Below are 15,353 nucleotides of genomic sequence, written 5' to 3' on the forward strand. Positions count from 1 at the left end.
AGCAGATCCGTCAATCAACGCACGGGCTGGCCTGTGCCCGATGACTGGCAGCGAACGCTTGTACCAGCGGGTAGAATTCGCGGAAATCATCGAGCAACGGCACGTACAGGCGATCAAGCTCGTCCATGACCCCTACCAGGCCTTCAGGCCGCGACAAGCGCCGGGCGATCCCGGCAAACACCTGCTCCAGCGTGGCAAAGTCAGCATACGAGCCCAGCCAATCAGACTGCGCCATGGACGGCGCGATGTGGGCCAACCGGCCCGGCAGGGCGGGCTCGGCTAACAGCACCTGATAGAACGCCTGGGTGAACTGACGCAGCGGCTGGCGCCCATACTCGGGCCAGTGCCGCGCCAGGCAGTGGTCGAAAAAGACGTCCAGAGCGATCCCCGCAAACCGCCGCCGCACCCGCGCAAAGCGCGCCAGGGAAGCGAGCACCACAGGGTGGGCGTCGGTGAAACTGTCGATGTGTCGATGCAGTCGGATGGACGCTTCGAGCTGCGGCGGGAACCGCCCTTCCAGCGAACCTTTGACGAAGTCCCCGTAGAGGCTGCCCAGCAATTGCTGCGGAGCCGACCCTCCCAGGTGCAGGTGTGCAAGATAATTCATGGCGCCAGTCTATCACTTGCTCGGGACATATCGCCGCCGAGCGATATATCGTCTGGCTACTCGCTCGGAACACTTGAATCTTTGTATATCGCAAAATCACGATGTAGGGTTCGCGCTGACCCGATGCACCGCTGCGAGATGAGCCATGCCGCTTGACCTGGACGACATCATGAAAGCCCTCGCCCACCCGGTGAGGCGGGAAATACTCGGCTGGTTGAAAACGCCGGCAGCCCAGTTTCTCGAGCAGGTCCACAGTACTGACCAAGGGGTTTGTGCCGGCAGATCGAGCGGCGCTGCGGGTTGTCCCAATCGACTGTGTCGGCGCACCTGGCGATCCTGCAGCGAGCAGGCCTGGTCATCCGCCAGAAAATCGGCCAATGGCACTTGTTCAAGCGCAACGAAGTCATCATCGAAGCATTGCTCGAACAATTGCGCGACTCTCTTTGACTTTCAGGTATACGTCATGACCACGCTATTCGATCCAATCACCCTGGGCGATCTGGAACTGCCCAATCGTATCATCATGGCCCCACTCACCCGTTGCCGCGCAGACGCCGGCCGCGTGCCGAATGCACTGATGGCCGAGTACTACGTACAACGCGCCAGTGCCGGTCTGATCATCAGTGAGGCGACGTCGGTCAGCCCCATGGGCGTGGGCTACCCGGACACACCGGGCATCTGGAGTGCGGAACAGGTCAGGGGCTGGACCCACGTCACCCATGCCGTGCATGCCGCAGGCGGCCGAATCTTCTTGCAGCTGTGGCACGTGGGCCGCATTTCCCATCCACGCTACCTCGATGGCCAGTTGCCGGTCGCACCCAGTGCCATCCAGCCCAAGGGGCACGTGAGTCTGGTTCGCCCGCTCAGCGACTACCCCACGCCTCGGGCCCTGGATACCGAAGAGATCAGCGACATCGTCGAGGCCTTCCGCACTGGCGCCGAAAACGCCAAGGCCGCAGGCTTTGACGGTGTCGAGATCCATGGCGCCAACGGCTATCTGCTCGACCAGTTCCTGCAAAGCAGCACCAACCAGCGCACCGACGCGTACGGCGGCTCGCTGGAAAACCGGGCGCGCCTGCTGTTGGAGGTCACCGATGCCGTAGTCCAGGTATGGGGGGCGCAGCGCGTTGGGATGCACCTGGCGCCGCGCGCCGATGCCCATGACATGGGCGATGCCGACCGTACCCAGACCTTCACGTATGTGGCGCGAGCGCTGGGCAAGCGGGGCATTGCCTTCATCTGCTCACGGGAGCGGGAGCGCGACGACAGCCTGGGCCCTGCCCTCAAAGACGCATTTGGTGGCGTCTATATCGTCAACGAAGGTTTCGACAAAGCCAGTGCCAATGCGGCCCTGGCCGATGGCAAAGCCGATGCCGTGGCCTTTGGTGTGCCGTTCATCGCCAACCCGGACCTGCCTGCACGCCTGGCTGACGATGCCCCACTGAACGAAGCTCATCCGGAAACGTTCTATGGCCAGGGGCCGGTGGGGTATATCGACTACCCACGCCTGTAAGGCCTGAGACAGGGGCCAGGACCCGGCCCCTGCCCTTCCCAGTCATGGCCTGGCGTTGATCTGCTGCTGCAGGTTCTGCAGCTGGCTCTGGACGTTGTTCAGGTTACGGGTCATCTGACCACGAAACGCGTCGAACTCCTGCACCGATGCGCCCCCGCCGGCCGCCGTGTTCGGGCGGTTGTCCAGCTGGCTTTTGAGCACCAGCACATCCTGCTGCAGGCTTTCGATGGCGGCCGTGGGATTGCCTTGTTTTTTCAGCGCGGCCACCTCCTCGCTCAGACTCTTGAGTTGCCCGTCGAGCTTGCCCCCATCGACCTGGCCCGACTTGAGCGCTGCCAACTCGCCGTTCACCGCCTTCAACTGTGCCTGCAACTGCGTTTGCAGCTCGGTGACCGCTCTTTGCTGTTCACGGTTGTCCGCCAGGACCTGCTCCAGGCGCTTGCCCAGGTCCCCGGCCTGGCCCGCTACACCTGCCTGCTGCTTGCCTTGCTCGGCCAGACTGGCCTGCAACTGGCTGATCTGCTGTTTGAGGGCTTCACTGCCACTGTTGCTGGACGACGCGCTGGCTTCGACCTTGCCGCTGATTGCCTGCAAACGCCCTGCCGCGTCTTCGCTGATGCGCGCGAAGCTCTCCTGAGTGGCGACCAGCTGCTGCTCCATCAGGGAGATCTGCCGATAGCTCCACCATCCCAGACAGCCCAGGGCGATGAACGCGGCCACCAGCATCGCCCACAATGGGCCGGTGCTCGGCGCCCTGGCCGCTTGACGGCGACTGCGCGAGACATGAGCTGGCAGCAACTCATCGTCATCCTGCGTCCCTGCGCGCAAGGCCGGTACATCATCGAAATCATCGCGAGCATCAAAGCGCATGAGCATCCCACCCCACAGGTTGCAAATAAGCCGGATTATAAACCGCGCGCGCAGCCCGGTGATGCCCGACGTCGAGCTGAACGCTTTACCGGCCAGGCGGCTGGTGTTTCCACCACGTGCAGAATTCATCCAATGCCGCCCATACGCTGGTGGTGGGCTGATAGTCCAGGTACTGACTGGCGCGGGTGATGTCCAGGGTGAAATCGCGACTCATCACCTGCATGGCCAGGCGTGACAGCGTAGGCTCCGGCCGCCCCGGCCACAGGGTGCACGCTGCCTCGTTGAGCGCGGCCAAGCCGTAGGCCAGCCCATAACCTCGGTAGCGGGTGACCTGAGGGAGCTGAAGCTGGCGCAGGACATAGTTGATCACATCCCACAGCGGCAAGGGCTGGCCATTGCTGATGTTGTACGCTTGCCCAAGCGCGCGCCCGTCCGCGAACACTGCGCTGTACAGCGCCTCGTTCAGGTTGTGAACACTGGTGAAGTCGACTTTGTTCAAGCCGTTGCCGATGATCGCCAGCCTGCCTTTGCGTTGCAGGTGCACCAGCCGCGGCAGCAGGCTCGTATCGCCTGCGCCGATGACGAAACGCGGGCGCAGCGCCAACACTTCGAGGCCGAACTCCTGGGCGCCGAACACCTTCTGTTCGGCAATGAACTTGGTCCTGGCGTAGTGATTGGCAAACCGGCCGGGCACCTGATCCTCGCCAATGGCCACGCGTGAACGGCCATTGAAGTAGATCGAAGGCGATGACAGGTGCACGAGGCGACGCACGTGTTCCTTCAGGCAGCCTTCGACGACGTTCTCGGTCACCACCACGTTGCCCTGGGCAAACGCCTGATAGGGTCCCCAGTGCCCCACTGCACCGGCGCAATGCACCACGGCCTCGACGCCCTGGCACAGGCGCCGGGCCAGCTCCGCGTCGCCAAGGTCGCCCGGAATGAACTGCGCGCCACGCCGCACCAGGTGCTCCACACCTTCGGCGCGCCGGCCACTGACCCGCACATCCAGCCCCCGCTCCAGGGCCAGCCGCGCAAAACGCCCGCCGATGAAGCCACTTGCGCCAGTGACCAGAATTCGCATGTAACACTCCGCCTTGCCTGATGTTCAGAAGCCTTTGACGCCCTTAGGCGCTACAACGGCACCAGCCAGTGCCGGGCGCTGTGGCGCAGGTGGTCGGTCAGCTGTGCCAGCAGTTGCCCGCCGTTACGCCAATGATGCCAGTACAACGGTACATCGATCGGGGTATCGCTGCAGATTTCCACCAATTGGCCGCTGGCCAGTTGCTCGCGGGCCTGCAACTCGGGCACCAGCCCCCAGCCCAACCCCGCTTCGGTCATGCGCAAAAAGCCTTCGGATGAGGGGCATAAATGATGCAGAAAACCGTCCTGCATGCCCAAAGAGGCCAGGTAGCGGTGCTGCAGGAAATCGTCGGGGCCGTAGACGATCGCGGGCGTGCGGGCCAGGCGACGGGCATCGAATCCCTGGGCAAAATGCTGCTTCATGAAGGCAGGGCTGGCCAAGGCCCGATAGCGCATCGCCCCCAGCGCCAGACTGCGCGCGCCGGCCACTGGGCGTTCGCTGCCGCACAGGCAGGCGGCCACGTCGCCGGCGCGCATGCGCTTGAGGCCCACTTCCTGGTCCTCGACCACCAAATCGGTAAGCACCTTGTGCTCGGCGCAGAATTGCCCCACGGCGCCGGCCCACCAAGTGGCCAGGCTATCGGCATTGAGCGCGATGCGCAGACGCTCCGGCATGCCCCCGTCTTCGAGCGCGGGTACCTGACGCTGCAGGTCGCGCTCAAGCAGGCGTACCTGCTGCACATGGTTGAGCAACTGCCGGCCTACCTCCGTCGGGCCAGGCGGCGCGATGCGAACCAGTACCGGCTGCCCCACGCGCGCCTCCAGCAGCTTGATGCGCTGCGACACGGCCGATTGAGACAGGCCCAGCACCTGCGCGGCACGCTCGAAACCGCCTTGCTCGACGACAGCAGCAAGCGCCGCGAGCAACTTGTAGTCGAACATCGATTTTCCTAATGCCCAGTGAGCTTTATTGATTTTTCTTATAACCCGCAACTTGTCACACTGGCCAGCATCTTTCGAGGAGTCGTCTTCCATGTGGCAGAGTTATCTCAATGGCCTGCTGGTCGCCCTGGGCCTGATCATGGCCATCGGCACGCAGAACGCATTCGTCCTGGCGCAAAGCCTGCGCCGCGAGCATCACTTGCCGGTGGCAGCGCTGTGCATCCTGTGTGATGCCCTGCTGGTCGCCGCAGGTGTGTTCGGCCTTGCCACGGCCCTGGCCCATAACCCGACGCTGCTGAGCGTTGCCCGCTGGGGGGGCGCGGTGTTCCTCATCTGGTACGGGGCCAAGGCGCTTCGCAGCGTCTTTTCCGACCAGAGCCTGCAGCACCAGCAGGGCCAAGGCATGCGCTCACGGCGCGCCGTGCTGCTCAGTGCCCTGGCGGTCACCTTGCTCAACCCCCACGTTTACCTCGACACCGTGCTGCTGATCGGCTCGCTCGGGGCCCAGCAGACGGCGCCGGGCGCCTACGTGGCCGGGGCTGCCAGTGCTTCGCTGCTGTGGTTCTCGACCCTGGCGATCGGGGCGGCCTGGTTGGCGCCCTGGCTGGCACGGCCAGGCACCTGGCGACTGCTGGACCTGATGGTGGCCGTGATGATGTTCGCCGTGGCAGCGCAACTGATCTTCAACTGATCGTACGGGCTCGTGGGTGCCAACGGGCGACTTACCTGCCTGTCCGGTCTGGAAACGACTGCCACCGGTCGCTGCCCGCCAAGGCGCCTGGAACCTCTAATCCCTATGTTTGTTGCGTGGTTATGCGCCAAGGCTTGGTGCTATGATCCAGCCCTTGCGTCGCAAAGAGTACAAACTCGCCGACGCACATAGGGCCGCCCGTGATCGGCCCTGCGCAAACCGCGAACTAGACCTGAATCAGGAGATCTACCATGGCTTTTGAATTGCCGCCGCTGCCCTACGCCCACGATGCCCTGCAGCCGCACATCTCCAAGGAAACCCTGGAGTATCACCACGACAAGCACCACAACACCTATGTCGTGAACCTGAACAACCTGGTCCCGGGCACCGAATTCGAAGGCAAGACCCTCGAAGAGATCGTCACCTCTTCGTCGGGCGGCATCTTCAACAACGCCGCTCAAGTGTGGAACCACACCTTCTACTGGAACTGCCTGTCGCCAAACGGCGGCGGCCAGCCGACCGGCGCCCTGGCAGAAGCCATCAACACCGCTTTCGGTTCCTTCGACAAGTTCAAGGAAGAGTTCACCAAGACGTCCGTCGGCACCTTCGGTTCCGGCTGGGGCTGGCTGGTCAAGAAAACTGATGGTTCCCTGGCGCTGGCCAGCACCATCGGTGCCGGCAACCCGCTGACCAGCGACGATACCCCGCTGCTGACCTGCGATGTCTGGGAGCACGCCTACTACATCGACTACCGCAACCTGCGGCCGAAGTATGTCGAGGCGTTCTGGAACCTCGTCAACTGGGCCTTCGTGGCCGAGCAGTTCGAAGGCAAGACCTTCAAGGCCTGAGCCTCGTAACGCTCTGAGAGCCCGGCACGTGCCGGGCTTTTTTATGCCTGCTGTTCGGCGATGTGGCACTTGCTCAGTGTGCATAGCGCGCTAACATCAAACTTCCGGTTTCTTGACGAGGCCCACTCAAGTTACCCAGGGCTTCAACCGATACACTGCTAATGACCCTCCCGTAGTGAAGGGTCGTGATTGATGGCAAAATAATGTCATTTGCATGGATTAAGGAACCTCCCTTGAAGCTGGAATTGCGTAACAGCTTGTCGGTCAAGTTGCTAAGGGTCGTGCTCCTGGCGGCGCTAGCGGTCGGCGTCGTGCTCAGCTGTGCGCAAATCGTCTATGACACCTACAAGACACGCCAGGCCGTCAACAATGACGCCCAGCGTATCCTCGACATGTTCCGCGATCCTTCCACACAGGCGGTCTACAGCCTGGACCGAGAAATGGGCATGCAGGTCATGGAAGGCCTGTTTCAGGACGAGTCGGTTCGAATGGCCTCCATCGGCCACCCCAACGAGACGATGCTGGCAGAAAAGTCCCGACCCTTGCAGGACATGCCCCTGCGTTGGCTCACCGACCTGATTCTTGGCCAGGAGCGTAGCTACTCCACGCAGCTGGTAGGCCGGGGGCCCTACAGTGAATATTACGGCGACCTCAACATCACCCTCGATACGGCGGCCTATGGCGAAGACTTTCTGATCAATGCCGTGATCATCTTCATCTCCGGCGTGCTTCGAGCGCTTGCCATGGGGCTGGTGCTGTACCTGGTCTACCACTGGCTGTTGACCAAGCCACTCTCCAAAATCATCGAACACCTCACCCAGATCAATCCGGATCGCCCCAGCCAGCATCAGATCCCACTGATCAAAGGCCATGAGAAGAACGAGCTCGGCCTTTGGGTGAACACCGCCAACCAGTTGCTGGCATCGATCGAGCGCAATACCCATCTGCGCCATGAGGCCGAGAACAGTCTGCAGCGCATGGCCCAGTACGACTTCCTCACCGGCCTGCCCAATCGCCAGCAACTGCAGCAGCAACTGGACAAGATTCTGGTGGACGGTGGGCGCCTGCAACACCGGGTGGCCGTGCTATGCGTAGGCCTGGATGATTTCAAGGGCATCAACGAGCAGTTCACCTACCAGGTAGGCGACCAGTTGCTGCTGGCCTTGGCCGATCGTCTGAGGGCCCACAGCGGACGACTGGGCGCGCTGGCGCGGCTGGGGGGCGACCAGTTCGCACTGGTGCAGGCCAACATCGAACAGCCCTACGAAGCGGCAGAGCTTGCGCAAAGCATCCTGGATGACCTGGAAGTGCCCTTCGACCTGGACCACCACCAGCAGATCCGGCTGCGCGCAACCATTGGCATCACCCTGTTCCCGGAAGACGGCGACAGCACCGAAAAACTCCTGCAAAAAGCCGAACAGACCATGACCCTGGCCAAGGCGCGCTCACGCAATCGCTACCAGTTCTATATCGCGAGCGTGGACACCGAGATGCGTCGGCGCCGTGAGCTGGAAAAGGACCTGCGCGAGGCCCTGCCACGCAACCAGCTGTACCTGGTGTATCAACCCCAGATCAGCTATCGCGATCATCGCGTTGTAGGGGTCGAGGCGCTGTTGCGCTGGCAGCATCCGGAACTGGGCATGGTGCCGCCCGATCAGTTCATACCGCTGGCCGAACAGAACGGCAGCATCATCGGGATCGGCGAGTGGGTGCTCGACCAGGCCTGCCAGCAATTGCGCGAATGGCACGACCTGGGCTTCAGCGAACTGCGCATGGCGGTCAACCTGTCCACCGTCCAACTTCACCACAGCGAACTGCCGCGGGTGGTGAACAATTTGCTCCAGGCCTATCGCCTGCCCCCGCGCAGCCTGGAACTGGAGGTGACCGAGACTGGCCTGATGGAGGACATCAGCACCGCGGCCCAACACCTGCTGAGCCTGCGCCGCTCGGGCGCCCTGATCGCCATCGACGACTTCGGGACCGGGTACTCGTCATTGAGTTACCTCAAGTCCTTGCCCCTGGACAAGATCAAGATCGACAAGAGCTTCGTGCAGGACCTGCTCGATGACGACGATGACGCGACCATCGTGCGCGCCATCATCCAGTTGGGCAAAAGCCTGGGCATGCAGGTCATTGCCGAAGGCGTGGAAACCGCCGAACAGGAAGCCTACATCATTGCCCAAGGCTGTCACGAGGGCCAGGGCTACCACTACAGCAAACCGCTGTCGGCCCGGGAACTGACCAGCTTCCTCAGGCAGGCCCAGCGCAATCAGGTTTCCGTGCTCTGAGTGCACAGATGACACGTCGTGACCTGCTTTTACATGAATCGCAGGCTGGACCCTTTACAGCAAATGCAAATCTTTCGCATGATGTGTCGGTTCAACGTGCCATCGCGCACGGTTCATCCATGGTCCAACCACACGACGCAGGAAACCAACAATGATTCGAACGCCCCTGGCCTCTGCCAGTCTGCTGGCCATTGCCATCGCTCTCGCCGGTTGCGGTGAAGGCAAGGACGACAAGACCGCCGCGCCGCAAGCCCAGGCGCCCGCTGCCGCCAGCACCCCTGCAGCAACGCCGGGGGCTGTCGACGAAGCCGCTGCCAAGGCCGTGGTCAAGCACTACGCCGAGATGGTCCATGCCGTGTACAGCGACTCGCTGAGCACCGCCAAAACCCTGCAGAGCGCCGTGGACGCATTCCTCGCCACGCCCAACGATCAGACGCTCAAGGCCGCCAGGGACGCCTGGGTCGCTGCGCGCGTGCCATACCTGCAAAGCGAAGTGTTCCGCTTCGGCAACACCATCATCGACGACTGGGAAGGCCAGGTGAACGCCTGGCCCCTGGACGAAGGCCTGATCGACTACGTCGACACCAGCTATGAGCACGCCCTGGGCAACCCGGCAGCCAGTGCCAATATCATCGCCAACACCGAGATCCAGGTGGGCGAAGAGAAGATCGACGTCAAGGACATCACCCCGGAGAAGCTGGCCAGCCTCAACGAGTTGGGCGGCTCCGAAGCCAACGTCGCCACCGGCTACCACGCCATCGAATTCCTGCTATGGGGCCAGGACCTGAACGGTACCGGCCCAGGTGCGGGTAACCGTCCGGCGTCGGACTACCTCGAAGGCCAGGGTGCCACGGGTGGTCACAACGACCGCCGCCGTGCCTACCTCAAGGCCGTCACCGACCTGCTGGTCGCCGATCTCGACGAGATGGTTGCCAACTGGGCGCCGAACGTGACCGACAACTATCGCGCCAAGCTCGAAGCCGAGCCTGCCACCGACGGCTTGCGCAAGATGCTGTTCGGCATGGGCAGCCTGTCGCTCGGTGAGCTGGCCGGTGAGCGCATGAAGGTGTCCCTGGAGGCGAACTCGCCCGAGGACGAACACGACTGCTTCAGCGACAACACTCACTACTCGCATTTCTACGATGCCAAGGGCATTCGCAACGTCTATCTGGGCGAGTACACCCGCCCCGATGGCACCAAGCTGACCGGGCCTAGCCTGTCGTCACTGGTGGCCAAGGCCGACCCTGCCGCCGATGCGACCTTGCGCGCAGACCTGGAAGCCACCGAAGCGAAGATCCAGGTGATCGTCGATCACGCCCTCAAAGGCGAGCACTACGACCAACTGATCGCTGCCGACAACACCGCCGGCAATCAGATCGTGCGTGATGCGATTGCAGCCCTGGTCAAGCAGACCGGTGCCATCGAACAGGCAGCCGGCAAACTGGGTATCGACAACCTGAACCCTGACACAGCCGACCACGAGTTCTGATCCCACCCTTGTGCAACACCCGACGCCCGGCCTAGAGCCGGGCGTTTTCATGTCTGCGGCAGCGCTTCCCGCTGCCTGGCAGGCCGATGATCGACCACCCTGTACGCATCATTCAATCGCCAACAGGGAGGCAGCCAATGCTGCAGATTCTCGATGTCTGGGGAGAGGGCCGGATCGTGCAGCGCGCTGAAGGCGCGAACCTGATCACAGGATTTCACAACGCCTATAACCTCAACAAAGCAGGGCAGCGCATCTCCAACGGCCCATTTGCTGGCGGGCCGATTCCCAACTTGATCCTGGTGTATGAGTACGACGCGCCCAAGTTCCCGATCGACGATCACTCCGTCCCGCATGTCACCCTCATGGGCGCGCCGATCACCCACACGGTGGCCGAGGAAATGTGCCGTGTATTGGCAGGGTCAGGCAAGGTCTACCTGTACGACCCCAACGAAAGCGACCGACGACTGTTCGAAGCCGTGGCTCACGAGTATGGCCTGCAACCCTTGGGTCGCTTCGATCCAGCCACCCTCGAACCGCCCTTCAATGAAATCACCTTGCTCGCGGCCTACGTATACCGCGCCCCGAGCGCCCCCTTGCCACGTCCGAGTACTCATCCATAAAGGAGATACACCATGGCCAGCGTCACCTACCTGCGTTCCATTGCCAACAACACGCCTTATACCCTGACTTTGGTTGACGGAGAGAGCCGTAGCCAAAGCCTGGCAATTGGCGCCCAGCACGCCTGGAACGGCTCGCTCGCGGTACCTTGGATCGGTAAATCCAAAGAGAACTACAAGGCGCTGCGCTTGATTCTGGGGCCAGGTGCAGAGACCAACATCTGGGTTTTTCAGGATTACTGGCAGCCCGCCCACAAGGATGTAGTGAAATACCTGACCGCCTCGTCCATGGAATACACCAGCGAAGAAGTGATGGAGGTCCCGGGCGATAATCATGAAGGCGGTAGCAAGAACCTCATCGTCAGCCTGGTCAATCGCCAGTTCAAACTCTTCATGGCATAAGCACCTGCCAAGACGATTTCATCCAGCAAACGCAAATTGCTCTTATTCAATGATCCTGGGCCTGATAAGCTTGCACGCCGGTTTTTACGTTCAGGCCCAGGATTCTGCATGTCCCTGCCGCTGTCCCGACTTGCCCCTCTGCTGCTGGTCTTTGCCCTCGCTGCCTGTGATGACGCTCCGCGTTTCACCCAGGCCGAGCCGGGCGAAGCGCTGTCAGGTGGCAAGACGACCGTGTTGCGCAGTGACCGCAATGCGTATTCGCAGCCCGCTGCCAATCTCTCCCCTGAGCGGCGCCTGGACTTTGCCGTGGGCAACAGTTTCTTTCGCAACCCGTGGGTCATCGCCCCCTCTACCACAACGGCGCGCGACGGCCTGGGCCCCTTGTTCAATACCAACGCCTGCCAGAACTGCCATGTGCGCGACGGGCGTGGCCACCCCCCCGCAACAGATGCCAGCAATGCAGTTGGCATGCTCGTGCGCCTGTCGATACCTGACCAGCCCTACCTGGCCAAGGTCATCGAACGGCTCGGGGTGGTACCGGAACCTGTGTACGGCACCCAGCTTCAGGACATGGCCATTCCTGGCGTAGTGCCTGAAGGCAAGGTGCGCATGACCTACACCCCGCAGACGGTCTCGTTCAAGGATGGCTATCAGGTCGAGCTGCGCATGCCTGCGTTGCAGATCACTCAGCTGGGCTATGGGGCGATGCACCCGGACACGCGCTTTTCGGCACGCGTGGCGCCACCGATGATCGGCCTGGGCCTGCTCGAGGCGATCCCCGAGGCCGACCTGCTGGCCAACGAAGACCCGGACGACCGCAATCGCGACGGGATTCGTGGGCGCGCCAACCGCGTATGGGACGACGCTCAGGGACGTTCAGTTGTTGGCCGCTTTGGGTGGAAAGCGGGCCAGCCCAACGTGAACCAGCAGAACGCGCATGCGTTCGCCGGCGACATGGGCCTGACGACGACATTGCAGCCCAACGACGACTGCACCCAGGCGCAGGTCGAATGCCGCGCAGCGCCCAATGGCGACGGCGTGGCAGGCGAAAAGGAAGTCAGTGACAACATCCTGCGCCTGGTCACCTTCTATACACGCAACCTTGCAGTACCGGCCCGGCGGGATGTGTCTGACCCCCAGGTGCTTGCAGGCAAGAACCTGTTCCACGAGGCCGGGTGCCAGAGTTGTCACATTCCTCAGTTCACCACCGCCAGCGATGCCGCCGAGCCGGAGCTCGCCGGTCAGACCATCCGGCCCTATACCGATCTGCTGCTGCATGACATGGGGCCCGGCCTTGCCGATGAACGAACCGAATTTGCCGCCAACGGCCAGGACTGGCGCACGGCCCCGCTCTGGGGAATCGGCCTGAGCGAAACGGTCAGCGGTCACTCGCAATTTCTGCATGACGGACGCGCGCGCAACTTGCTCGAAGCGGTGCTGTGGCACGGCGGCGAAGCCCAGGCAGCACGCGATTTCGTCCTTACATTCGATGCCGAGCAGCGCGCTGCGCTGCTGGCTTTTCTGAACTCACTTTAAACATGCACAGGAGCCGGCCATGTTCCGACCCAAACTGTTGTTTACCAGCCTCGCTGCCCTGGCCCTTGGCGCCTGCTCGCCGCAGGATCCGCAGGCCGTCACCTCCGCGGCCATCGCCAAGCAGGTGATCCTGCCCACCTACAGCCGCTGGGTCGAAGCCGACCGCATGCTGGCCGCCAGCGCCCTGGCTTTCTGTGAAGGCAAGGAGACCCTGGAAAAGGCGCGCGCCGATTTCCTCAATGCGCAAAAGGCCTGGGCCGAACTGCAACCCTTGCTGGTGGGTCCACTGGCCGAAGGCAACCGTGCGTGGCAGGTACAGTTCTGGCCTGACAAGAAGAACCTGGTCGGCCGTCAGGTCGAGCAATTGGTCAATGCGGACAAGCCTGTCGATGCGGCCTCCCTGGCCAAGGCCAGCGTTGTCGTCCGCGGCTTGTCGGCCTATGAGTACATCCTGTTCGACAGCAAGCCGGACATCGCCACGGCCGAGCAGAAGGCGCGATACTGCCCGATGCTGGTGGCCATCGCCGAGCACCAGAAGGGGCTGGCCGAGGAAATTCTCAAGGGCTGGAACAGCACTGATGGCATGCTCTCGCAGATGACCAAGTTCCCCAACCAGCGCTACGCCGATTCGCACGAGGCCATCGCCGACCTGCTGCGCGCACAGGTGACCGCTTTGGACTCGCTGAAGAAAAAGCTGGGTGCGCCCATGGGGCGGCAAAGCAAAGGCATCCCACAGCCGCTGCAGGCTGAAGCCTGGCGTAGCCACAACTCCATGAACAGCCTCCAGGCCAGCCTCAAGGCGGCCCAGGCGGTCTGGGTGGGTGTGGACAATCAAGGGCTGCGCGGGCTGCTGCCTAGCGATCAGAAGGCGCTTGCGCAAAAGATAGACGATGCCTACGCCACATCGTTGAAGTTGCTGGCCGACAATCAGAAAACCCTGGGCGAGCTGCTGGCCGACGATGCAGGCCAGCAGACCCTCAACCAGATCTACGACAGCCTCAACGTGGTACACCGCCTGCATGAAGGTGAGTTGGCCAAGGCACTTAACATTCAGTTGGGTTTCAACGCCAACGACGGTGACTGATCATGCTGCGACGCCAGGCCCTGAAACTCGGTAGCGTTGTGCTCAGTGCCCTTACCTTGGGCGGCTGGACGCTTCTGCGCAACAAAGGTAGCGAGCCCTTGCTGCTCTCGGCACGCGACGACGCCGACGGCAAGCACTACGCCGTGGGCTATCGCCTGGACGGCACCCAGGTGTTCAGCACCCAGGTCGCCCAGCGTTGCCATGCCATCATCGATCACCCCGACCGGCCCGTCGCCCTGTTCGTGGCTCGCCGCCCAGGGACCGAAAGCTACCTGGTCGATCTGCGCGACGGGAAGCTGCTGCAGACGGTGGTATCGCCGCCCGACCGGCATTTCTATGGTCATGCCGTGCTCCACAAGGACGGACAGTGGCTATACACCACCGAAAACGATACCCGTGACCCTGGCCGTGGCGTGCTGGGGGTCTACCGTTTCGACGACGAGCGCCTGGTGCGCACAGGCGAGCTCAGCACCCACGGCATTGGCCCGCACGAAGTCGCCTGGCTGCCGGACGGCGAAACGCTGGTAGTCGCCAACGGTGGCATCCGTACCGAAGCCGAAAGCCGGGTGGAAATGAACCTTGATGCCATGGAGCCGAGCCTGGTGCTGATGCAGCGCGACGGCACCTTGTTGAGCAAGGAAACCCTGGCCCAGCAGATGAACAGTGTTCGTCACCTGGCGGTAGCACGCGACGGCACCATTGCCGCGTGCCAGCAGTTCATGGGGGATGCCTCGGATACTGCCGAGCTACTGGCGATCAAACGGCCGGGCCAGCCTTTCCAGGCTTTCCCCGTTGCGCAACACCAGCTACAGGCCATGGCCCAGTACACCGCCAGCGTGGCCATTCACGACGAACTGCGTCTGGTGGCCTTGACAGCACCACGGGCTAACCGCCTGTTCGTCTGGGACCTGGACAGCGGCGCCGTTCGTCTGGATGCGCCCATGCCCGACTGTGCCGGGGTTGGTGCGGTGAAGGACGGGTTCGTCGTGACATCTGGCCAAGGCCGTTGCCGGTTCTATGATTGCCGCAAGCACCAGCTTGTCGGCCAGCCCCTGAACCTGCCTTCAGGCTTCTGGGACAATCACCTGCACCTAATCTGAAATGTGCGTCAGGCCATGCCCTGCGGCTTAGCCGAACGGCCGCAGGCCCTGGCGCATGCCGAACAGGAACAGCAGCAGGTCATGATCAGGCTGCACCTTGGCCTGCTGCTGCGGCTTTACCTCGCGCGGCAGTGCACATTGTTCAGCCAGCTCCGATTGGCTGAATACCACTGTTTTTGGTTGTTCCCACGCTGCCACCGCAACGGTAGTGAGCGCCAGGCCCCCAACCAGGAACAAAGTTCGAGCTATTTCTAGTTTCATTGCCCTAACCCTTTGACAGCGCTGC

15 protein-coding genes and 1 pseudogene are annotated in these 15,353 nt (G+C 62.4%); 11 read left to right on the forward strand and 5 right to left on the reverse strand.

Annotated features, from left to right (window positions below; translation table 11 throughout):
* Window positions 1-10 precede the first annotated feature (10 nt).
* Entirely contained in the window at window positions 11-607 is a 597-nt protein-coding gene (locus CRP40_RS11065) for an ACP phosphodiesterase (protein WP_027914515.1), read from the reverse strand.
* A 145-nt stretch (window positions 608-752) separates the two neighbouring features.
* Between CRP40_RS11065 and CRP40_RS11070 the strand changes: the two are divergent.
* Together CRP40_RS11070 and CRP40_RS11075 are read left to right on the forward strand one after the other, a co-directional pair.
* Window positions 753-1,054: pseudogene (locus CRP40_RS11070) on the forward strand (metalloregulator ArsR/SmtB family transcription factor).
* Between the two features lie 16 nt (window positions 1,055-1,070).
* Window positions 1,071-2,120: an alkene reductase gene (locus CRP40_RS11075; protein ID WP_027914514.1), complete on the forward strand. Its 1,050-nt coding sequence runs from the start codon at window positions 1,071-1,073 to the stop codon at window positions 2,118-2,120.
* 42 nt (window positions 2,121-2,162) lie between these two features.
* Here CRP40_RS11075 and CRP40_RS11080 read toward each other — a convergent pair whose 3' ends face one another.
* The 3 genes from CRP40_RS11080 to CRP40_RS11090 form a co-directional block, all read right to left on the reverse strand.
* Window positions 2,163-2,990, reverse strand: coding sequence for a hypothetical protein (locus CRP40_RS11080; RefSeq protein ID WP_027914513.1), 828 nt, complete (start codon window positions 2,988-2,990; stop codon window positions 2,163-2,165).
* An 85-nt stretch (window positions 2,991-3,075) separates the two neighbouring features.
* Window positions 3,076-4,071, reverse strand: coding sequence for an NAD-dependent epimerase/dehydratase family protein (locus CRP40_RS11085; RefSeq protein WP_027914512.1), 996 nt, complete (start codon window positions 4,069-4,071; stop codon window positions 3,076-3,078).
* A 50-nt stretch (window positions 4,072-4,121) separates the two neighbouring features.
* The gene (locus CRP40_RS11090; RefSeq protein ID WP_027914511.1) at window positions 4,122-5,012 is read right to left on the reverse strand and encodes a LysR family transcriptional regulator ArgP; all 891 of its coding nucleotides are present in this window, start codon (window positions 5,010-5,012) and stop codon (window positions 4,122-4,124) included.
* 91 nt (window positions 5,013-5,103) lie between these two features.
* On the opposite strand from CRP40_RS11090, the gene CRP40_RS11095 reads away from it, so the two are divergent.
* The 9 genes from CRP40_RS11095 to CRP40_RS11135 all read left to right on the forward strand — a co-directional run bounded on the left by CRP40_RS11095 (window position 5,104) and on the right by CRP40_RS11135 (window position 15,067).
* Window positions 5,104-5,703 (forward strand): LysE/ArgO family amino acid transporter, encoded by a 600-nt coding sequence (locus CRP40_RS11095; RefSeq protein WP_027914510.1) that lies wholly within the window; start codon window positions 5,104-5,106, stop codon window positions 5,701-5,703.
* Between the two features lie 251 nt (window positions 5,704-5,954).
* On the forward strand, window positions 5,955-6,551 hold the full coding sequence (locus CRP40_RS11100) for a Fe-Mn family superoxide dismutase (RefSeq protein ID WP_027914509.1): 597 nt from the start codon (window positions 5,955-5,957) through the stop codon (window positions 6,549-6,551).
* Window positions 6,552-6,784: 233 nt separating this feature from the next.
* Complete coding sequence (locus CRP40_RS11105; protein WP_027914508.1) at window positions 6,785-8,839, forward strand: GGDEF domain-containing phosphodiesterase; 2,055 nt, start codon at window positions 6,785-6,787, stop codon at window positions 8,837-8,839.
* Window positions 8,840-8,990: 151 nt separating this feature from the next.
* Window positions 8,991-10,328, forward strand: coding sequence for an imelysin family protein (locus CRP40_RS11110; RefSeq protein WP_027914507.1), 1,338 nt, complete (start codon window positions 8,991-8,993; stop codon window positions 10,326-10,328).
* 137 nt (window positions 10,329-10,465) lie between these two features.
* Entirely contained in the window at window positions 10,466-10,948 is a 483-nt protein-coding gene (locus tag CRP40_RS11115; protein ID WP_027914506.1) for a hypothetical protein, read from the forward strand.
* 12 nt (window positions 10,949-10,960) lie between these two features.
* Window positions 10,961-11,347, forward strand: coding sequence for a hypothetical protein (locus CRP40_RS11120; RefSeq protein WP_027914505.1), 387 nt, complete (start codon window positions 10,961-10,963; stop codon window positions 11,345-11,347).
* 108 nt (window positions 11,348-11,455) lie between these two features.
* Complete coding sequence (locus tag CRP40_RS11125; RefSeq protein ID WP_027914504.1) at window positions 11,456-12,883, forward strand: di-heme oxidoredictase family protein; 1,428 nt, start codon at window positions 11,456-11,458, stop codon at window positions 12,881-12,883.
* 19 nt (window positions 12,884-12,902) lie between these two features.
* The gene (locus CRP40_RS11130) at window positions 12,903-13,967 is read left to right on the forward strand and encodes an imelysin family protein (protein WP_027914503.1); all 1,065 of its coding nucleotides are present in this window, start codon (window positions 12,903-12,905) and stop codon (window positions 13,965-13,967) included.
* Window positions 13,968-13,969: 2 nt separating this feature from the next.
* The gene (locus CRP40_RS11135; RefSeq protein WP_027914502.1) at window positions 13,970-15,067 is read left to right on the forward strand and encodes a DUF1513 domain-containing protein; all 1,098 of its coding nucleotides are present in this window, start codon (window positions 13,970-13,972) and stop codon (window positions 15,065-15,067) included.
* Window positions 15,068-15,094: 27 nt separating this feature from the next.
* Here the strand turns inward: CRP40_RS11135 and CRP40_RS11140 are convergent, their stop codons facing one another.
* Window positions 15,095-15,328, reverse strand: a complete 234-nt coding sequence (locus tag CRP40_RS11140) for a hypothetical protein (RefSeq protein WP_023534390.1) — start codon at window positions 15,326-15,328, stop codon at window positions 15,095-15,097.
* Window positions 15,329-15,353 lie beyond the last annotated feature (25 nt).

Origin of the sequence: Pseudomonas sp. URMO17WK12:I9 (assembly GCF_900230165.1) — a bacterium.
GTDB classification, from domain to species: Bacteria; Pseudomonadota; Gammaproteobacteria; order Pseudomonadales; family Pseudomonadaceae; genus Aquipseudomonas; species Aquipseudomonas fulva.